The organism is Peteryoungia rhizophila (genome assembly GCF_004912145.1).
GTDB classification, from domain to species: domain Bacteria; phylum Pseudomonadota; class Alphaproteobacteria; order Rhizobiales; family Rhizobiaceae; genus Allorhizobium; species Allorhizobium rhizophilum.
Genome location: NZ_STGT01000001.1, coordinates 540,490 through 559,224 on the forward strand (window position 1 = coordinate 540,490; position 18,735 = coordinate 559,224).

Annotated in this window: 18 protein-coding genes; 9 read left to right on the forward strand and 9 right to left on the reverse strand. The window is 62.1% G+C overall.

Annotation, left to right across the window (positions count from 1 at the left end):
- The first annotated feature begins 58 nt into the window (after positions 1-58).
- The 4 genes from E9677_RS02540 (at position 59) to aguB (ending at position 5,145) form a co-directional block, all read left to right on the forward strand.
- Entirely contained in the window at positions 59-1,312 is a 1,254-nt protein-coding gene (locus E9677_RS02540; protein WP_136556517.1) for an NAD(P)/FAD-dependent oxidoreductase, read from the forward strand.
- Positions 1,313-1,596: 284 nt separating this feature from the next.
- Positions 1,597-2,955 carry a glutamine synthetase family protein gene (locus tag E9677_RS02545; RefSeq protein ID WP_136556518.1) on the forward strand — a complete coding sequence of 453 codons (1,359 nt, stop codon included), beginning with the start codon at positions 1,597-1,599 and terminating at the stop codon, positions 2,953-2,955.
- Between the two features lie 10 nt (positions 2,956-2,965).
- Positions 2,966-4,264, forward strand: coding sequence for an NAD(P)/FAD-dependent oxidoreductase (locus tag E9677_RS02550; RefSeq protein ID WP_136556519.1), 1,299 nt, complete (start codon positions 2,966-2,968; stop codon positions 4,262-4,264).
- 11 nt (positions 4,265-4,275) lie between these two features.
- A complete protein-coding gene (gene aguB, locus E9677_RS02555) occupies positions 4,276-5,145 on the forward strand; it encodes an N-carbamoylputrescine amidase (RefSeq protein ID WP_136556520.1) in 870 nt (289 codons plus the stop codon).
- 3 nt (positions 5,146-5,148) lie between these two features.
- On the opposite strand, the gene E9677_RS02560 is transcribed toward aguB, so the two are convergent.
- From E9677_RS02560 to rirA, 3 genes are all read right to left on the reverse strand, one after another.
- The gene (locus E9677_RS02560) at positions 5,149-5,682 is read right to left on the reverse strand and encodes a gluconokinase (RefSeq protein WP_136556521.1); all 534 of its coding nucleotides are present in this window, start codon (positions 5,680-5,682) and stop codon (positions 5,149-5,151) included.
- A gap of 49 nt (positions 5,683-5,731) precedes the next feature.
- The gene (locus tag E9677_RS02565; RefSeq protein WP_136556522.1) at positions 5,732-7,396 is read right to left on the reverse strand and encodes a GMC family oxidoreductase; all 1,665 of its coding nucleotides are present in this window, start codon (positions 7,394-7,396) and stop codon (positions 5,732-5,734) included.
- A 188-nt stretch (positions 7,397-7,584) separates the two neighbouring features.
- Entirely contained in the window at positions 7,585-8,061 is a 477-nt protein-coding gene (gene rirA / locus E9677_RS02570; protein WP_136556523.1) for an iron-responsive transcriptional regulator RirA, read from the reverse strand.
- 170 nt (positions 8,062-8,231) lie between these two features.
- Between rirA and E9677_RS02575 the strand changes: the two genes are divergently transcribed.
- Positions 8,232-9,269 (forward strand): Fe(3+) ABC transporter substrate-binding protein, encoded by a 1,038-nt coding sequence (locus E9677_RS02575; RefSeq protein ID WP_136556524.1) that lies wholly within the window; start codon positions 8,232-8,234, stop codon positions 9,267-9,269.
- Between the two features lie 78 nt (positions 9,270-9,347).
- Here E9677_RS02575 and E9677_RS02580 read toward each other — a convergent pair whose 3' ends face one another.
- The 5 genes from E9677_RS02580 to E9677_RS02600 form a co-directional block, all read right to left on the reverse strand.
- Positions 9,348-10,406, reverse strand: a complete 1,059-nt coding sequence (locus tag E9677_RS02580) for a M48 family metallopeptidase (protein WP_136556525.1) — start codon at positions 10,404-10,406, stop codon at positions 9,348-9,350.
- Positions 10,396-11,466, reverse strand: a complete 1,071-nt coding sequence (locus tag E9677_RS02585) for a YjgN family protein (RefSeq protein WP_136556526.1) — start codon at positions 11,464-11,466, stop codon at positions 10,396-10,398. The genes E9677_RS02580 and E9677_RS02585 overlap by 11 nt, the downstream gene beginning before the upstream one ends.
- Before the next feature lie 116 nt (positions 11,467-11,582).
- Complete coding sequence (locus E9677_RS02590) at positions 11,583-11,975, reverse strand: GFA family protein (protein WP_136556527.1); 393 nt, start codon at positions 11,973-11,975, stop codon at positions 11,583-11,585.
- A gap of 109 nt (positions 11,976-12,084) precedes the next feature.
- Positions 12,085-13,581, reverse strand: a complete 1,497-nt coding sequence (locus E9677_RS02595; protein WP_136556528.1) for a CoA-acylating methylmalonate-semialdehyde dehydrogenase — start codon at positions 13,579-13,581, stop codon at positions 12,085-12,087.
- Positions 13,582-13,687: 106 nt separating this feature from the next.
- Entirely contained in the window at positions 13,688-14,593 is a 906-nt protein-coding gene (locus E9677_RS02600) for an NAD(P)/FAD-dependent oxidoreductase (RefSeq protein WP_136556529.1), read from the reverse strand.
- Positions 14,594-14,731: 138 nt separating this feature from the next.
- Here E9677_RS02600 and E9677_RS02605 point away from each other — a divergent pair, with 138 nt between their 5' ends.
- From E9677_RS02605 to E9677_RS02620, 4 genes are all read left to right on the forward strand, one after another.
- Positions 14,732-15,193, forward strand: coding sequence for an Rrf2 family transcriptional regulator (locus E9677_RS02605; protein WP_136556530.1), 462 nt, complete (start codon positions 14,732-14,734; stop codon positions 15,191-15,193).
- Positions 15,194-15,226: 33 nt separating this feature from the next.
- Positions 15,227-16,108, forward strand: a complete 882-nt coding sequence (locus E9677_RS02610) for a LysR family transcriptional regulator (protein ID WP_136556531.1) — start codon at positions 15,227-15,229, stop codon at positions 16,106-16,108.
- Positions 16,109-16,205: 97 nt separating this feature from the next.
- Positions 16,206-16,811 (forward strand): HupE/UreJ family protein, encoded by a 606-nt coding sequence (locus E9677_RS02615; protein ID WP_136556532.1) that lies wholly within the window; start codon positions 16,206-16,208, stop codon positions 16,809-16,811.
- A gap of 158 nt (positions 16,812-16,969) precedes the next feature.
- Positions 16,970-18,073: a branched-chain amino acid aminotransferase gene (locus tag E9677_RS02620; protein WP_136556533.1), complete on the forward strand. Its 1,104-nt coding sequence runs from the start codon at positions 16,970-16,972 to the stop codon at positions 18,071-18,073.
- A 104-nt stretch (positions 18,074-18,177) separates the two neighbouring features.
- On the opposite strand, the gene E9677_RS02625 is transcribed toward E9677_RS02620, so the two are convergent.
- Positions 18,178-18,480, reverse strand: a complete 303-nt coding sequence (locus E9677_RS02625) for a PilZ domain-containing protein (RefSeq protein WP_136556534.1) — start codon at positions 18,478-18,480, stop codon at positions 18,178-18,180.
- Positions 18,481-18,735 lie beyond the last annotated feature (255 nt).

Genomic DNA, 18,735 nt, shown 5'->3' on the forward strand with positions numbered 1-18,735 from the left:
GCAACAGGCTGAAATGCATCCTTGGCCGGTAATCCCCACCGTCAGGAATTCAACTTTCATGTCCAAGGTCACCATCGTGCTCGGCGCCGGTATCATCGGCGTTTCCACTGCCATTCATCTCGCCCGTCGCGGCCGGTCGGTGGTGCTGGTGGATCGCCGTGGTGCCGGCGAGGAAACCTCGTTCGGCAATGCCGGCCTGATACAGCGCGAAGGCGTGGTGCCCTATGGTTTCCCGCAGGACTTGAGCATGCTCATCCGCTACGGTTTCAACAACCGGATCGATGCGCATTACCATGCAAGCGCAATGCTGAAGCTCGTGCCCTTCCTGTCGCGTTACTGGTGGCATTCCAACAAGAGCCGCCATCAGGTGATCGCGCGGGCCTATGCGCCTCTGATCGAGAATTCGATCACCGAGCACCAGGATCTGATCCAGGCGGCCAAAGCCGAAAACCTGATCCGCAAGGACGGCTGGATGGAAATCTTCCGCACCACCGGCAAGCGCGACTCCGAGCTTGCCGAAGCCGAGCGGCTGGCGCGCGAATACGGCGTCAGCTATCGGACCCTGAGCCGCGAGGATCTGGCCAAGGAAGAGCCGCATATTCGCGGTGATTTCGTCGGCGGGTTGAAGTGGAACGATCCGTGGTCGGTCACGGACCCGCAAGGCCTGACCAAGGCCTATCTCGCCTATTTCCAGTCGCTCGGCGGACGCTTCGTCAAGGGCGATGCGACGACGCTCGGGACCGGAGCGTCCGGCCGCGGCTGGAAGGTGAAGACCGATGACGGCATGGTCGAGGGCGACGATGTGGTGCTTGCCCTCGGGCCTTGGTCGGAAGAAGTCACCCGCAAATTCGGCTACCGCTTCCTGCTCGGCGTCAAGCGCGGCTACCACATGCATTACGCGCCCGAAGGCAATGCCGTCCTCAACAACTGGACCATGGATGCCGAGCGCGGCTATTTCCTGGCACCGATGGAAAAAGGCATCCGCCTCACGACAGGTGCGGAATTCGCCAATCGCGACGCGCCGAAGTCCCCGGTGCAGCTCGCACGCGCCGAGGCTGTGGCGCGCGAGATCTTCCCGCTCGCCGACCGTCTCGATGCCGAGCCCTGGATGGGTGCCCGTCCCTGCACGCCGGACATGATGCCGGTCATTGGCAAGGCGCCGCGCCACGAGGGCATGTGGTTCGCCTTCGGCCACGCCCATCATGGTCTGACGCTCGGTCCGGTCACGGGTCGTCTGATCGCGGAAATGATGGACGGGGAAAAGACTTTCCTCGACGCAAAGGCCTGGAGTCCTGAGCGTTTTCGCCCCTGAAAACCTAAGCTTTTCTGGCCCCCTTCTCAGAGGGCTAGCCTTTTTGGCGCCGAGGTGGTAGTCATTCCGCATAATTTGATCAAATTGTTTCCCGGTGGAAACAGGCCGGAACGAAGAACGCGTCGCCAGAACGCCGCCGGTCGAGGGGATCAGGAAGAGACGGGCAGTGGCATGCGCCGGTGTTTGATCCATAACGCGAAAAGCGTCTATCGTTAGCGGATTGAAATCCGCCCGCGCTTTACAGCGTGCTTCAAACCCGAACGACATCAGCCACACGGTGACCCATGGACATGGCCGAAGAGGCCCGCGAATTCTTCGCGGCAAATCCCGATATTGAAGTACTCGAAGCATTCGTCATCGACGTGAACGGCGTGCCGCGCGGCAAGTGGATCCCGCGGGAGCGCGCCATCGACGTCTTGACCAAGGGCATGGCGATGCCGCGCTCGGTCTATGCGCTCGACGTCTGGGGCCGCGACGTGAATGCGGCGGGCCTCGCCGAAGGTACGGGCGATCCAGATGGCATCTGCTTCCCAGTGCCTGGCACGCTTTCCCGCGTGACCTGGCTGTCGCGCCCGACGGCGCAGGTGCTCTTGCAGATGTACACCCCGGAAGGCGAGAGTTTCTATGCCGACCCGCGCCAGGTGCTCGGCCATGTCATTGACCGCTTCAAGGCCGCGAAGTTGACGCCTGTCGTCGCCACCGAACTCGAATTTTACCTCATCGACCCGGTACGCTCGGCGCTCGATCCGGTGCGCCCGCCGAACACCCGAGACGGTCGCTGGCATACCGGCCAGACGCAGGTTCTGTCGATTTCCGAGCTGCAGGACTTCGAAGAAGTCTTTCACGGCATTTCGACGGCGGCGCGCGCCCAGAATGTGCCGGCGGACACGACATTGCGTGAAAACGGCCCCGGCCAGTACGAGATCAACCTCAACCATGTGCCGGACGCACTCGCCGCGGCCGACTATGCGGTGCTCCTGAAGCGCATCGTCAAAGGCGTGGCCCGCGCCAATGATCTCGACGCGACCTTCATGGCCAAGCCCTATGGCATGCAGGCCGGCAGCGGCATGCATGTGCATTTCTCGATCCTCAATGCGAAGGGCGAGAATATCTTCGTGGGTCAGGACGGACCGTCCGACGCGCTCTTCCATTCCGTCGGCGGACTTCTGGAGAACATGGGTGAGAGCATGGCGATCTTTGCCCCGCACCAGAACTCCTACCGCCGCCTGCGCCCCTCCGAACATGCGCCGACCTATGCGTCCTGGGGCTTCGACAACCGGTCTGCGGCGGTGCGCGTCATCACCGCGTCGAAACCGGCGACCCGCATCGAACATCGTGTCGCCGGATCCGACACCAATCCCTATCTCGTGCTCGCGATGATCCTTTCGGCGGCGCTTGCCGGCATGAAGGAAAAGCTCTCCCCCGGTGGGGCGATCTCCGGCGACGACCATGCCGTCAACCATGAGCCGCTGCCGACCAACTGGGACTACGCGTTGCAGCGCTTCACCAAGTCGAGCTTCGCTTACGCGGCGCTCGGGCCGAAATACCGCAGCCTCTATTCCGCGTGCAAGTATCAGGAACTCTCGGAGTTCTCGCTGCGCGTCACCGACGTCGAATACGACGCCTATATCCGGACCGTGTGAGGTGAAATCCATGGAAAAGTCGATCGGACCCAATCCCGGCCATGCGGCCACCTACTACGCAGCTTCGGCCCGCGACAAGCGCGTGCGCCCGGCGCTGGATGGCGAACATATGGCCGATGTCTGCATCATCGGCGCCGGCTTCACCGGCATTTCGGCGGCGCTCGAGCTGTCGGAAAAGGGCTATGCCGTCATCGTGCTCGAGGCCGACCGCATCGGCTTTGGCGCCTCAGGCCGCAATGGGGGCCAGATCGTCAACGGCTACAGCCGTGATCTCGAAACGATCGCCAAACGCTACGGCCAGGACAGGGCGGATCGGCTGGGCGAGATGTCGCTCGAAGGCGGCCGGATCATCCGCGAGCGCGTGGCGAAATATGGCATCGAATGCGATCTCGTCGACGGCGGCTTCTTCGCGGCCTTTACCGACAAGCAGGTCCGCGAAATGGGCGAGGTGCGCGCCAACTGGCAGAAGCACGGCCATGACGGGCTGGAAATGGTCTCCAGGTCGGAGGTCGAAAAATATGTGAAGGCCGATCGTTATGTCGGCGGCATGATCGACACCAAGGGTGGACACATCCAGCCGCTCGACCTGGTGCTGGGCGAAGCCGCAGCGGCCGAAAGCCTGGGCGCAAAGATCTTTGAGAAGTCCAAGGTCGTGCATCTCGACACCGGCCCGCAGCCCTTCGTCTGCACCGAAGGCGGCATCGTCAAGGCCAAGCATATCCTCGTCTGCGGCAACGCCTATATGGCCGGTATCGCGCCGAAGGTGACCGAGAAGATGATGCCGGTTTCCAGCCAAGTCATGGCGACCGAGCCACTGGACGCCAAGCTGATCGAGGAACTGTTGCCGGCCAATTACTGCGTCGAGGATGCCAATTACGTACTCGACTACTATCGCCGCACCGCCGACAACCGCCTGCTTTATGGTGGCGGCATCGGCTATGGCGGTCAGGACCCCAAGAACCTGACGGGCGTCATCCGGCCGAACATGCTGAAAACCTTTCCGCAGCTGAAGGACGTGAAGATCGACTTTGCCTGGAGCGGCAATTTCGCGCTGACGCTGACGCGCATCCCGCATATGGGCAAGCTGTCCGAGACCGTCTACTTCTCGCATGGCGATAGCGGCCACGGGGTGACGACGACACATCTGCTCGGCAAGATCCTGGGCGAGGCCGTTCACGGCCAGATGAGCCGCTTCGACGTATGGTCCTCGCTGCAGGCCTATCCCTTCCCGGGCGGCCGCATGTTCCGTGTGCCGTTCACGGCGCTCGGTGCCTGGTATTACGGCATGCGCGACCGGCTCGGCGTGTGAGGAGAGAAGATATGACCCGCACCGTCACCGTCGCCGCTACCCAGATGGCCTGCACATGGGATCTGCCCGCCAACATCGCCCGGGCCGAAAAGCTCGTGCGCGAGGCTGCGTCTAAGGGCGCGCAGATCGTTCTGATCCAGGAACTGTTCGAGGCGCCCTATTTCTGCCAGGACCAGATCGCGGAATTCTTCGATCTCGCAAAACCCGCCCATGACAATGCGCTGATCGAGCATTTTTCAGCGCTGGCCGAAGAGCTCAATGTCGTCATCCCCGTCAGCTTCTTCGAAAAGGCCGGGCAGACCTTCTTCAACAGTGTTGCCATCATCGATGCGACCGGCGACGTGCTCGGCATCTATCGCAAGAGCCACATCCCCGATGGTCCAGGCTATACCGAGAAGTTCTACTTCTCGCCCGGCGATACCGGTTTCGAAGTCTGGGAAACCCGGCACGCGGCGATCGGCGTCGGCATCTGCTGGGACCAGTGGTTCCCGGAGGCGGCTCGCGCCATGGCGTTGCAAGGGGCGGAACTCTTGTTCTATCCGACCGCGATCGGCTCGGAGCCGCAGGATGCAAGCATCGACAGCTCCGGCCACTGGCAGCGGGTGATGCAGGGCCATGCGGCGGCAAACATCATGCCGGTTATTGCGTCGAACCGGATCGGCAGGGAAGACGGCCGCAAGGGTACCTCGCTCACCTTCTACGGCTCGTCCTTCATCTGTGACCAGACGGGCGCGATGGTGGCAGCGGCCGATCGGGAGACGGAAAGCGTGTTGACCGCAACCTTCGACCTCGACGGCATTGCGAAGCAAAGGGCAAGCTGGGGCCTCTTCCGTGATCGCCGCCCGGAGCTCTATGGTCCGCTGATGGGTTACGAGGGCTGAGGCTCAGGCTTCGACGGCGAGCCCCTTCAGCGCGTCGGCGACAATGCCTTCAACGGGCTGATCGATGGACACAGTGACGACGCCCGGCTCGCCGGTCGGCACTTCCAACGTGGCGAGCTGGCTGTCGAGCAAGCCGAGCGGCATGAAATGACCGGTGCGGGCACCCATGCGGCGGCCGAGCAGCTCACGGGATCCGTCGAGATAGACGAAGGAGAGTCGGCCACCGGTCGCGGCGCGAAGGTGGTCGCGGTAGATCTTCTTCAGCGCGGAGCAGGAGACGATGATCCCCTCGCCGCGCGCCAAGGCATCGGCCATGCGCTCGCCGATCACTGTCAGCCAGGGCCAGCGATCCTCATCGGTCAGCGGCGTTCCCCGGGCCATTTTCTCGACATTGCTTTCCGGATGCAGCACATCGCCTTCGATGAAGGGCAGCGCCAGTCGTTTTGCCAGCGCCTCACCGACCGACGACTTGCCGCAGCCGCTGACGCCCATGACGATCACGGCCTGCGCAGCGGACGGCGCATTCTCTTGCGGCATTCTTTTCCTCTCGAGCACCCTCATCCAAGGGCCGCGACAATAGGAAGGTTCAGGCGAAATGCAATCCGCTCTTGCTCGCCTCGGCGCGGCTGCTTGGCTGGCCTCTTGCCGAAAGCCTCTCCACCCGAATGGCCGCCGCGATCTTTTCGGCCATCATGATGACAGAGGCATTCGTATTGCCACCGAGCAGGCGCGGCATGACGGAAGCGTCCACGACACGCAATCCCTCGATGCCATTCACCTTGAGAGCCGAATCGACGACCGCTGCGTCATCGGAGCCCATGCGGCAGGTGCCGACGGGATGGTAGATCGTGTCGGCCCGGGCGCGAATGGCAGCGTCCAATTCCGCGTCGGACTGGCCGACGGGGTAGAGTTCCGACCCGCGATATTTGTCGAATGCCGGGGCTGCCATGATCCCGGCCATCATGCGGGCGCCCTTGCGCAGGGTCGCGAGATCGCGCGGGTCGGACAGGAAGGCGGGATCGATCAGCGGCGCCGCCGACGGGTCGGCGCTCGCCAGCCGGACGGTGCCGCGCGAATGGGGGCGCAGCACGCAGACATGGCAGGAATAGCCATGACCCCAATGCATCTTGCGCACATGGTCGTCGACCATGGCGACGACGAAATGCAGCTGGATGTCCGGCCGGTCGAGGGCCGGGTCCGTTTTCAGGAAGGCACCCGATTCCGCGAAGGTCGATCTCAGATGCCCCATGCGTTCGGTGCGCCATTCATTCGCCGCCCGGATCAGGTCACGCGTCGCCATCAGGCCCATTCCGAACATGTCGGTGTCGGGCGAGCGGAAGATCATCGTGTAATCCAGATGATCCTGCAGGTTGCCGCCGACCTCTGGACTGTCGGCCACGACGCTGATGCCGAGAGACGTCAGATGATCGGCAGGACCGATGCCAGACAGCATCAGGATTTGCGGTGATTGGAGGGCGCCAGCCGACAGCAGCACTTCCCGGCCCGCCCGGACGACACGTTCCTCCTTGCCGAAACGATAGGCGACGCCGACCGCCCTGCCCCGCTCGACGATGATGCGCGATACATGCGCCTCGGTGATCACGGTGAGATTGCGGCGCGTCATGACGTCGTGCAGATAGGCCGCGGCTGCCGAGCAACGCTCGCCACGCTTCGGTCCGTTCCAGAACTGGGTCGTCTGATAGACGCCGGCGCCTTCCTGGCGCGGCCCGTTGAAATCGTCGTTCTGCCGATGTCCGTTCTGTTCGCAGGCCTTGAGAAAGGCCTGATTGATCGGGCGCGTCCAGTTCTGATCGCAGACCTGCAGAGGGCCGCCGCGGCCGTGCAGATCGTCGACACCGCGAATATTGTCCTCCGCCTTTCGAAACCAGGGCAGCACCTCGTTCCAGGACCAGCCCTCGCAGCCGAGTGCTGCCCATTCGTCATAATCCCGTGCATGGCCGCGCACGTAGAGCATGGCGTTGATCAGGCTCGATCCGCCAAGACCCCGACCGCGTGGCTGGTAACCCCGGCGACCGTTCAGCCCCGCTTGCGGCACAGTCGAGAAAAGCCAGTTGGCGCTTCTGACATAGCCCGGAATCACGGCTGCAGCTGCTATCGGCACCCGGGCGAAGATGCCGTCTCCGCGGCCTCCGGCCTCCAGCAGGCATACCGTCACGGACGGATCCTCGCTCAGGCGCGCCGCAAGGACCGAGCCTGCCGATCCGCCGCCGATGATGACATAATCGTACATGCTCTCCCCCCCAGAGACCTGCACCCGAGCACCCTGTTTGCGCGGCGCCTCAATTAAGCAGACTTAATCTGCCGTGGACGTAAGCGTAGCAGAGCGATGTAAGGAAGCAAGATGGGGGTAAAGTCCTTTCATGAAACGAAAAAACCCGCCTTTCGGCGGGTCGATCCAGAGTTTGGCAGGACGCTTTCTCAGGCGGCCGGAGCGCGCCGAACGTTGCGCGGCTCGAGATGATCTATGCCCAGCAGGAAGTTGATCTGCGGGCGGGCCTTGACCAGATCGTCGATCGTATACTCCGACAGCACGTCGAAGAAGGCATTTAGCGCCCGGCGCAGGGCCGAGTTCAGGCCACAGCTGTCGATCAGAGGACAATCGACGTCACCGTCGTCCTCAAAACATTCCGCCATGGCGAAGCTGTCTTCGGTGACCTTCACGACATCGAACAGCGTGATCTTTTCAGCGGGGCGACCAAGGCGCACACCACCGTTGCGGCCCCGCACGGTTTCGACGAGCCCAGCCTTGTTGAGGGGCTGCAGGATCTTGAACAGGAAGAGTTCCGAGACACCGTAAGCCTTGGCGATTTCCGGAATGCGGCTCAACTGATCGGAATTGGCGGCGCAATACATCAGCATGCGCACGGCGTAATTAGTCTGCTTTGTCAAACGCATGCACGATTCCTCTGTTTTGTTGAGGCTTATATAGCGCCTTTTGTAGTTTTGAACAATTCCAAAACACTCAAGTTCTCGCCTCACGTGTCTGTGATTAAAGTCGAGTGCAATTGACAGCTTATCTCAATTCATGAATATGCGGGTCAACAATCACGCTAGGGAGGCCCTATATGACACATACCCGCACACTCGCCCTTGGCGCCGTCTCGGCGCTCGCTCTTTCGGCCGGCGCTGCTTTCGCCGACGGCGAAGTCAACATCTATTCCTATCGCCAGCCGGAGCTCATCCAGCCGCTGATGGATGCCTTCACCCAGGAAACCGGGATCAAGACGAATGTGCTCTTCCTCGACAAGGGCCTCGTCGAGCGCATCACCGCCGAGGGTGCGAACTCTCCGGCCGACGTCATCCTGACGGTCGACATTGCGCGTCTCACGGAAGCCAAGGATGGCGGCGTGACCCAACCGCTGAACGACGAAGGCATCAACAGCCAGATCCCGGCACAGTATCGCGATACCGATGGCAACTGGTTCGGCCTGACGACCCGTGGTCGCGTTCTCTATGCCTCCAAGGACCGCGTCTCCGAAGATGCAATCACCTATGAAGAGCTTGCCGATCCCAAGTGGAAGGGCCGCATCTGCATGCGCGACGGCCAGCACTCCTACAATATCGGCCTGTTCGCCTCGATGGTCGCCCATCACGGTGCGGACTACACCGAGAAGTGGCTGGCCGGCCTGAAGCAGAACCTGGTCAAGAAGCCTGATGGCAATGACCGCGCCCAGGCCAAGGCGATCCATGCCGGCGAATGCGACCTCGGCCTCGCCAACACCTATTACCTCGGTCTGATGCAGACCAACGAGAAGGAGCCGGAAGAGAAGGAATGGGCCAAGTCCGTCAAGGTTCTCTTCCCGAATGCGGCTGATCGCGGCACCCATGTCAACATTTCCGGCATGGCGCTGACCAAGAACGCCCCGAACAAGGACAATGCCGTCAAGCTGATGGAGTTCCTGGCCTCGGACGAAGCGCAGACCATCTATGCCGAACAGGTCTTCGAATACCCGGTCGGACCGAACGCCAAGGCCTCCGAGATCGTCGCCGGCTTCGGCGCGATCAAGGCCGATACGCTGCCGCTCGTCGACATCGCCGCCAACCGCAAGACTGCGTCGGAACTGGTCGACAAGGTTGGCCTGAACGACGGCGCGACGCAGTAAGCTTCGGTAGAACCAACAAAAGCAGAAGGGGCGGTCATGACCGCCCCTTCTTGCATTTCGGCATTCATTCCAAGGCGACTAGGGCCCCGCAGCTCCAATGGACTTGGCGTGATCGTCGATCGCCTGGCGCCGTTCCGCTGTTCCCGGATGGGTGGATAAGAAGCTGGATTCGCCGTCGAGCCCGAGTTTCTCCTCCAGGCGGGCAAAGAAACGGCCGATCGCGCGCGGATCGCGTCCCGCCTTCGCCATCAGTTCCACCGAGATGCGGTCCGCCTCGTTCTCCGCGTCGCGGGAATGGGAGAGCGACATCAGGGCAGCACCATTGGTCAGGATATCCTCGCCGGCAGCGCCAACGTCCCCCGCGATCAGCATGATCAAACCGGCCATGCCGGCCGCGCGGTAGAGCTGACGCAGCGAATGCTCTTCCTCGACGTGACCGATCTCATGCGCGAGCACCCCGATGATCATGTCCATGTCGCCATCCGCCAGTTCGATGAGCTCATCGGTGATGACGAGCGTGCCATCTGGAAGCGCGAAGGCGTTGGGACCGATGACCCCGCCCAGGCGGAAGTTGAGGTTGTAGCCATCGACCCCGCGAGATGAGAGTGTCGCGACCTCGCTGAAGGCTTGCTGTATTTCGGTCTGCCGGGCGTCCGGAAGCTTGCTTTCGTCGAATATCGCCTGATCGAGGGAGAGCAAGGTGCCGCTCGCCATCCACTGCGTCACGGCCGGCGGCGTCACGACAACGGCGACCTCGACCAGGGCTGGAACCGCATAGCGATAGATCAACCCGGCAAATAGAAAAATCGCGACCACAAGGGCGATGAGGCGCGGATGAAAGCGCTCCAGTTCGTGGACGAAACCGCTCTTGCCTTGTTTCTTCAACCACAGATCGACAGCATCGTTGTCCTCGGTTTCGAACAGCGAACCGTCGGCAAAGGCGATCCGACGCGGGATACGGCCGACCCGGGCGGAAATGTCCGTCCGGGCCAGATCCCCCAGAGACACCGGGTCACCGCCCGAGGCGAGGCGAACATAGAGCGTCTTGTCCGCCCCCAGAAGTACGGCCGGTTCGGCGCGGCTGGAGCCCGGCGGGTGCCAGCGGCCGGAGGCGATGGGCTTGTCGTCAGAAGCCAAAGTCGAACCCTTCGAGATCGAGATATTCGGCCGTGACGGCCGAGCCGGAATTCTGCATGGAGGCTACCACATCGCCAAGCTCGCCATCGACCACGATGCCGGAATGCTCCATCACATAGCGGTGCTCGCGCACAGCCGCCCAGGGCCGCATCAGGCTGAGCGTGACTATCGTGACCACAAGGTTGGAGATGACGATCCAGAAATAGCGGATACGGCCGAGATCCGAGAACAGGGTGTGGCGGGTATCAAAACGAGCCGAATTCATCACCACGTTGCGAACGCCGATGCGATAGAAGATCGCGGCAATGCCCCAAAGCAAGAGCGCGGGGATCAGGGCGGCGTAGACGGCGAAAACGACTTGGAGCTCGAGATCGATCATGGTCTCATCGCTCGCTCCGACGGCGCTGTAGTAGGCGATCATCGCGATCGCCCCGCCGACGGCCGCGCCAACGAGCATCAGCAGGAAGGCCGGCAGCCAGACGCGGTAGAGCGCACCGATCTTCGGGTCAGTCTCGAAGGCGCGATCGCCGTAACGCAAGTTGTTGAAGATGTAGCGGTAGAGCCAGCGACTGGCGAAAGGCGCCAGGATGCCGAGCGAGAAGAAGGCGACGATGCCGCCGAAAATGATGGCGATTACCGCGCCCCAAGTCTTGCCGACGAAATCGAAGCGGATGTTGCGATAGCTCGTGACACGCGCGTTGAAACGCAGGCTGCGCATGACGATCCAGGGAAGCAGGAAAAACATCAGCAGCGCCAGGATGCCGCCGATAATCGGGCTGAATGTCAGAAGCACGTTATAGGCGATGATGTAGCCGAAAACGATGGCGCGGCCGATGAAGATCTGCAGGCCGCGGGCGTGGTAGTCGAAGGAGTGACCATCAACAAAGGAATTGCCGTAGAAATAGCGGTTGCGGCGAACCTTGGCCCAGGCCGAATAAATGCCGACCGTGACGATCGTCAGGAGGATATTGACGATCCAGATCCCGAAATACTCGCCGGCGCTGCCGCGAAACTCGCCGCGACGCAAATTGTCCGCACGGCCAAAAACTGCTTGTTGCATCAAGTGTCCCTCAGAAATCAAATCAAACGCGTCGCAATCCCCGGCGACACGCTGGGGCACATTGATCACGAGACATCCACGCACTCAAGTGCGCTGCGACACTCCGGAACAACGCATCAGGTCTCGCGGATCTCGATGCACCACCATTTCGGCCTGGCACCCTTATAGGAATGATAGGTGGGCTGCAGATCCACGGCGCTGGTGCGATCGAAGGCGCCGAGCAGGATTGCGACGGTCGGCTGGTCGTCGATCGCGCCGATCGAGGAGCCGCAGGTGCCACAAAAGGCACGCGATGAGATATCGGAGGAGCGCCATGTGGACGGGCTGCCTAATGGCCCGACCCAGCGGACGGCCTCGCGGGGAAACTCGACCCATATGGCGGTCAGGCTTCCGGTGTGACGCTGGCACATCTTACAGGAACAGGTATGGGGCCGGGCTGCCGGCGCATCGGCCTCGAAACGCACCGCTCTGCAAAGACAGCCGCCGGTGTGAATCTTCTTCTGCCGCATGATCAGACCTCCCCAAAGAAGAAGCTTAGCAGCCGGTTTCATGCTGACAAGAGAACGCCACCCTGCCTTTCGACAGGGTGGCGCGAATGGAAGCAAGCTCCTGGCTTGATTACTTCATCGTCGGCATGACGAATTCGGCACCGTCCTTGATGCCGGACGGCCAACGGCTGGTGACCGTCTTGGTGCGGGTCCAGAACTTGATCGAGTCCGTGCCGTGCTGGTTCAGGTCACCGAAGGACGAGGACTTCCAGCCACCGAAGGAGTGGTAGGCGAGCGGAACCGGGATCGGCACGTTGATGCCGACCATGCCGATGTTGATGCGGCTGGCGAAGTCACGGGCGGCGTCGCCGTCGCGGGTGTAGATCGCGACGCCATTGCCGTATTCGTGCTTCATCGGCAGGTCGAGGGCTTCTTCATAGGTCTTGGCGCGGACGACCGAGAGGACAGGTCCGAAGATTTCGGTCTTGTAGATGTCCATATCAGGCGTGACGTTGTCGAACAGGCAGCCGCCGACGAAATAGCCATCCTCGTAGCCCTGGAGCTTGAAGTCGCGACCATCGACGACGAGCTTGGCGCCGGCTTCGACGCCACTGTCGATCAGGCCGCGAATGCGCGCCTGGGCTTCCTTGGTGATGACAGGGCCGAGATCGGCCTTGTCGTCGGTGTACGGGCCGATGCGCAGGGATTCGACCATCGGGGTCAGCTTTTCGATCAGGCGGTTCGCCGTCTCTTCGCCGACCGGAACGGCCACGGAGATCGCCATGCAGCGCTCGCCGGCCGAGCCGTAGCCGGCGCCCATCAGCGCCTGAGCGGCCTGGTCGAGGTCGGCATCCGGCATGATGATCATGTGGTTCTTGGCGCCACCGAAGCACTGGGCGCGCTTGCCGTTCATCGCAGCGGTCCCATAGACGTAACGGGCGATCGGGGTGGAGCCGACGAAGGAGACGGCCGAGATATCGGCATGCGTCAGGATGCCGTCGACAGCCGACTTATCGCCGTTGACGACGTTCAAAATGCCGGACGGAAGGCCCGCTTCGATCATCAGTTCGGCAAGGCGGATCGGAACGGACGGATCGCGCTCCGAAGGCTTCAGGATGAAGGCGTTGCCGCAGGCGATGGCAGGCGCAAACATCCACATCGGGATCATGGCCGGGAAGTTGAACGGCGTGATACCGGCGCCGATGCCGACAGCCTGGCGGATGGAATACATGTCGATGTTGGGGCCGGCGCCTTCGGTGAATTCGCTCTTCGACAGATGCGGGATGCCGATAACGAATTCGCAGACTTCCAGGCCACGGATGATATCACCCTTGGCGTCTTCGATGGTCTTGCCGTGTTCGCGCGACAGGATTTCAGCAAGTGCATCCATATTGTCGTTCAGAAGCTGGACGTACTTCATGAAGACGCGGGCGCGGCGCTGCGGGTTGGTGGCGGCCCACTTGATCTGCGCGGCCTTGGCGTTCTCGACGGCTGCGTTCAGCTCTTCGGCGCTGGCGAGCGAGACTTCGCCCTGCACTTCGCCGGTGGCCGGATTGTAGATCGGCTGCTTGCGACCCGAGGTGCCGGCGACATGCTTGCCGCCGATGAAATGACCAACCTGATACATGGGTTTCCTCCTGAATTGTTATGGAGGCAGTATGCGCTTTGATTTCCACAAATCAACGCGATGATTTACGCATCTGTTGTGCGCAGATTGAAGCAAGGTGGTTTCTTCACTTCCAAAGGGATGCCTCGATCAAGGCACGATGGGCGGAAATCCCGGCCATCACGCCCGATGCGCTGGCGAGCGTTGCATTGTGCATGGGACTTGCCGCGTCGCCGGCTGCAAAGACGCCCGGCTCGCTGGAGCAACCCATCTGGACCTTGATGTGAAAGCCTTGCGGCCCCTCTTCCAGTTCCAGGCCGAGTTGCGCTGCCAACGGCGAGGCGATGGACACTTTTGATTGGGCAAAGAGGGCATTCACTTCCACACTCCGTCCGTCTGCCAGGCGAACGGCATCGAGGCTCCGCCCTTCGCCAATCAGCTCCACCACGCGTTCCGTCTCAATCGTGACACCACGGGCGATGAGCATGGCCTGCTGCTCTTCCTCGAACGTGACGCCGGGTTCGACGAACATGGTCGTCCGGCCCCAATCCGGCAGAAGCCCGCCCTGATGGGCCGCGAGTGGTGACGAGGCGAGGATGCCGATCGGGCCACCGCCGATCTCATAGCCGTGGCAATAAGGGCAATGCAGGACCGTGCGGCCCCAGCGCTCGGCAAGGCCCGGGATCGACGGGAGCGTATCGCTGACACCGACAGCAAGGACGAGCACCTGCGCCTCTGTGACACGGCCATCGGCCAGGCCGACTCTGAACCCGCCCAGGCGGCGTTCGGCTCTCTCAGCCTCCCCTTCCAGAAGCGTGAAGTTCGGATAGTGGGAAAGTTGCTCCAAAGCACGGCGGCGGATCTCCGACGGTGCCACTCCGTCCTGACCGAGGAAGCCATGGGAGGCTTCTGCAAAGCGGTTGCGCGGCCTCCCGGCATCGATCAGCAGGATGTTGCGACGGGTGCGGGTGAGCTGCATGGCGGCCGAGAGACCGGCGAAACTTCCACCCACGACGACGGCATCAAATTTCACGGGAAAGCCCTTTCATGTAACCTCTGCTGTTATGTATCTTATTAAGTTACATGAAGAACCCTCGTCAAGTCATGTCACTCGACTTGTTGCATGACGTCGTCTGCGCTACGCATGCGTTAAACAATGGAAGGAATGCCGATGCGCGGGGATAGCCGCTTGTCCCGCATGCTGCATGTGCTGATCCATCTCGGACGCCGGAAGGAAGCTGCAACGTCGGAGATGATAGCCAAGATGCTCAACACCAATCCCGTGGTCGTTCGCCGGACGATGGCGGGCTTGCGCGAACGCGGCTATGTGCAGTCCGAGAAAGGCCATGGCGGGGGCTGGAAGCTCACCAGGAGCCTGGACCAGATCAGTCTCCTCGATGTCTATGAAGCACTTGAGCGGCCGGAACTCTTCTGCCTCGTCAGCGCGTCTGACCATGCGGGTTGTCTCGTCGAGATATCGGTCAATGAAGCACTCGAGGATGCGCGGCGCGAGGCGGAGGCGCTGTTGCTCTCGCGGTTTGCGACGCTGAAGCTCTCGGACATCGCCGGCGACTTCGACAGGCGGATGGACATGCTGGGATTGAGCCCCGGCGCACATGGCTTCGACACATGAGGCCTGGACACGCGGAACGGAGGAGGCCTTGGCATGAACTGGGATGACGTTCGCATCTTTCTGGCCGTGGCGCGCACGGGCCAGATCCTGGCGGCCTCCAGACGTCTGGGCCTGAACCACGCCACGCTTTCGCGCCGGCTGACGGCGCTGGAAACGGCGCTGAAGACGCGGCTCTTCATCCGCCGCACGAATGGCTGCGAGTTGACCGCCGAGGGCGAAGCCTTTCTCGCCTCCGCCGAGCGCATGGAAACGGAAATGCTGGAGGTGCAGGCGCGGCTCGGGCGCACCGATACGCAAGTTGCCGGCACGGTCCGCATCGGCGCACCCGATGGTTTCGGCGTCTTCTTCCTCGCCTCGCGGCTGGGTGCGCTGATCGAGCGGCATCCGGAGCTGAAGATCCAGCTTGTGCCGGTGCCGCGCTCCTTCTCGCTGTCACAGCGCGAGGCGGATATTGCCGTGACGCTGGAGCGGCCGGATCAGGGGCGGCTCGTTTCGTCGAAGCTCGTCGACTATACGCTCGGCCTCTATGCCTCGAAGGGTTATGTCGAAGCGAACGGCTTGCCGGCAACGCCAGAGGAACTCAAGGCCCATCGCCGGATCGGCTATGTCGAGGACCTGATCTTCACCCCTTCGCTGAACTACACCGGCGAGGTGATGCGCGACTGGAACGCGGGTTTCGAGATCTCGTCTGCGATCGGCCAGACGGAGGCGGTGCTTGCGGGCGCCGGCATCGGTATCCTGCACAGCTATATCGCGCGGCAGCACGAAAGCCTCGTGCGCGTCCTGCCTGATATCACGCTCCGACGAGCCTACTGGACGACCTTCCATGAGAGCGCGCGGGAACTCGTGCGCGTGCGGGCTGTCGTGCAATTCCTGCAGGATGCCGTGGAGCAGGACCGGGCGATCTTTAGCTGATGAAGTTGGCCTATGCGCGGTGAGCGCTTTGAAGACGCTTTTCCGTCATGATCGACGCAGATAGACTGCGCCGATCTCGTCACCCATGGATACTGACATGCGCCAGCCTTTGCTTCATCTCGGCCTTCCCGCCTTCCTGCTTGCACTTCTTTCGGCGCTTCCCGCCCATGCCCATGTGATGGACGGGCCGCTCGGCGGGTTCGGGTCAGGCTTCGGCCATCCGCTCGCCGGCTTTGATCATCTGCTCGCCATGCTGGCCGTCGGCCTTTGGGGCGCGCAGATGGGCGGGCGATCGGTCTGGACGCTGCCGGCCACCTTCCCGATGATCATGTGCGTGGGTGGGATCATTGGCATGACCGGCGTCCTGCCGGACCAGCCGATCGAATACGGAATCGCGCTTTCGGTCATCGTTCTCGGCGGTGCGATTGCGGCGGCCTGGCGGGCACCGGAATGGGTGGCGCTGGTGCTGATTGCAGCCTTTGCGCTGATGCATGGCTATCCACACGGCGTGTTGGCACCCCGCGCCAGCGACCCTGCAGCCTTCACCGTCGGCTTCGTGGTCTCGACCGGCGTGATCCATGTGATCGGGATTGCGATTGGTGCAGGGCTCAAGCCGATCGGTGGCGGTCGGCTGGTGCAGGCACTCGGTGCTGCCATCTCGCTCGCTGGTGTCTGGTTCCTGTTTGGACTCATGACGGGCTGAACCCGCTGTCGGCCCTGCGATCCGGGCGTTTTGCTGCATTGCGGCAGCATGGTTTCTGTTGACAAATCCCGATCAAACCGCACAAACGACGGCACCGGCTGCGACCGCTCCATCGGCGTGGCCATCACAACCGTGAACAGCTCAGGCACAGGCTCTCCATGACCACGAATACCGCACTTCTCGACTTCCAGATTATTCCGAATGCCGCGCCCATGCCGGAAGCCGAGCGGCTGAAGGCTTTCGAAAACCTGGGCTTCGGAACGCTGTTCACCGACCACATGGCGGTGGTGCATTGGCATGTCGACAAGGGCTGGCACAGCCCTGAGGTTTCCGCCCGCAAGCCGTTCCAGATCGATCCGGCCGCAAGCGTGTTGCACTATGCGCAGGAGATCTTCGAGGGCATGAAGGCCTATAAGGGTGCGGATGGCCGCATCACGCTCTTCCGTCCGGAAGAAAATGCCCGCCGTTTCAACAAGTCTGCCGAGCGCATGGCGATGCCTGACGTGCCGGAAGAACTCTTCCTCAAGGCTGTCGAAGAACTGGTGAAGATCGACGCCAAATGGGTTCCGGAAGGCGAAGGCAGCCTGTATCTGCGCCCCTTCATGTTTGCGAGCGAAGCCTTTCTCGGCGTTCGACCCTCGCGCGAATACATCTTCTGCGTCATCGCCTCGCCTGTCGGCCCCTATTTCAAGGGCGGCAGCAAGCCGGTCACGCTCTGGGTCAGCGAGCATTATACGCGTGCAGCACCCGGCGGCACGGGCGCTGCCAAGTGCGGCGGCAATTATGCGGCGAGCCTTCTCGCCCAGAAGGAAGCGGCCGACCGCGGCTGCGACCAGGTCGTCTTCCTCGATGCCGCCGAGCACAAGTGGATCGAAGAGCTGGGCGGCATGAACGTCTTCTTCGTCATGGATGACAATACCGTGGTCACGCCGCCGCTCTCGGGCACTATCCTGCCCGGCATCACGCGCAACTCGATCATCAAGCTTGCCAATGAGAATGGCTTGAAGGTCGTCGAGCGTCCCTACTCCTTCGACGAGTGGATGGATGATGCGCGCAGCGGCAAGCTGCGTGAGGCCTTCGCCTGCGGTACGGCGGCCGTCGTCGCCGCTATCGGAACCGTACGCCATCCGGGCGGTGAATTCGTCATCGGCAATGCCGGCATCGGCATCGAAACGGAAAAGCTGCGCAACCAGCTGACCGGCATCCAGCGCGGCTCCGTCGCCGACACGCATGGCTGGGTGAAGGAAGTGGCCCGCGCCTGAGCGAGCAGCGGAGGCTCAAGGCTTCAGGACCCCGTCACGACAGCGCGGCGGGGTTTTTCGTTTCCCAGGGAGCAGAGGACCGGCTCCCGCTCGACCGTCGCGCCCTATGCTTGCGATCGGCGAGAGACGCGCGGATCGAGGAGGTTGCTCACTGCCGCCGTTCGCCAATTGCGGATGCGGGCGCCGACACGATCGTCCCTGCGCCAGACGACTTGGGCATGCAGGACATCGAAACGATCGCTGTACATGATGAAATGCTCGGCTGGATCGAGCCGGAGGTCTTCGGCGAGAACCAGCCTTATTCCCCTGGGGCTCCAGTCGGAGATCCAGCCGCGGAAATGACAGCCGAACAGGAGGATGAGCGAGTTCGCTTCGCATGACTGACGCACAAAATCTCGACGCTCCATCAGACCTCCGCTGGGCAGGCGGCAGTCAGAGCATCAATTTCGGAAGCGGCAAAGCCTGGATTGTGGGAGTTGTTGCCATCGGGTTAATGGCTTCGGTCGCATTTTATGGAACGTGGCGCAGACAGAGACGCCAGGTCCGGCATAGGATTTTCACCCCTGACCTTGCCGGATTCCGCCCGCCAGCCGTCGTGATTCCAGGCGACCCAAAACCGGCCTTGCTCTGCGCTATCGCGATGGATCATTGAAATGGAGAGC

Bases quoted from the DNA above. Each gene is read 5' to 3' on its own strand.
- E9677_RS02540 (WP_136556517.1), top strand. From the start codon at position 59: ATGTCCAAGGTCACCATCGTGCTCGGCGCCGGTATCATCGGCGTTTCC.
- E9677_RS02545 (WP_136556518.1), top strand. From the start codon at position 1,597: ATGGACATGGCCGAAGAGGCCCGCGAATTCTTCGCGGCAAATCCCGAT.
- E9677_RS02550 (WP_136556519.1), top strand. From the start codon at position 2,966: ATGGAAAAGTCGATCGGACCCAATCCCGGCCATGCGGCCACCTACTAC.
- aguB (WP_136556520.1), top strand. From the start codon at position 4,276: ATGACCCGCACCGTCACCGTCGCCGCTACCCAGATGGCCTGCACATGG.
- E9677_RS02560 (WP_136556521.1), bottom strand. From the start codon at position 5,682: ATGCCGCAAGAGAATGCGCCGTCCGCTGCGCAGGCCGTGATCGTCATG.
- E9677_RS02565 (WP_136556522.1), bottom strand. From the start codon at position 7,396: ATGTACGATTATGTCATCATCGGCGGCGGATCGGCAGGCTCGGTCCTT.
- rirA (WP_136556523.1), bottom strand. From the start codon at position 8,061: ATGCGTTTGACAAAGCAGACTAATTACGCCGTGCGCATGCTGATGTAT.
- E9677_RS02575 (WP_136556524.1), top strand. From the start codon at position 8,232: ATGACACATACCCGCACACTCGCCCTTGGCGCCGTCTCGGCGCTCGCT.
- E9677_RS02585 (WP_136556526.1), bottom strand. From the start codon at position 11,466: ATGCAACAAGCAGTTTTTGGCCGTGCGGACAATTTGCGTCGCGGCGAG.
- E9677_RS02590 (WP_136556527.1), bottom strand. From the start codon at position 11,975: ATGCGGCAGAAGAAGATTCACACCGGCGGCTGTCTTTGCAGAGCGGTG.
- E9677_RS02595 (WP_136556528.1), bottom strand. From the start codon at position 13,581: ATGTATCAGGTTGGTCATTTCATCGGCGGCAAGCATGTCGCCGGCACC.
- E9677_RS02605 (WP_136556530.1), top strand. From the start codon at position 14,732: ATGCGCGGGGATAGCCGCTTGTCCCGCATGCTGCATGTGCTGATCCAT.
- E9677_RS02610 (WP_136556531.1), top strand. From the start codon at position 15,227: ATGAACTGGGATGACGTTCGCATCTTTCTGGCCGTGGCGCGCACGGGC.
- E9677_RS02615 (WP_136556532.1), top strand. From the start codon at position 16,206: ATGCGCCAGCCTTTGCTTCATCTCGGCCTTCCCGCCTTCCTGCTTGCA.
- E9677_RS02620 (WP_136556533.1), top strand. From the start codon at position 16,970: ATGACCACGAATACCGCACTTCTCGACTTCCAGATTATTCCGAATGCC.
- E9677_RS02625 (WP_136556534.1), bottom strand. From the start codon at position 18,480: ATGGAGCGTCGAGATTTTGTGCGTCAGTCATGCGAAGCGAACTCGCTC.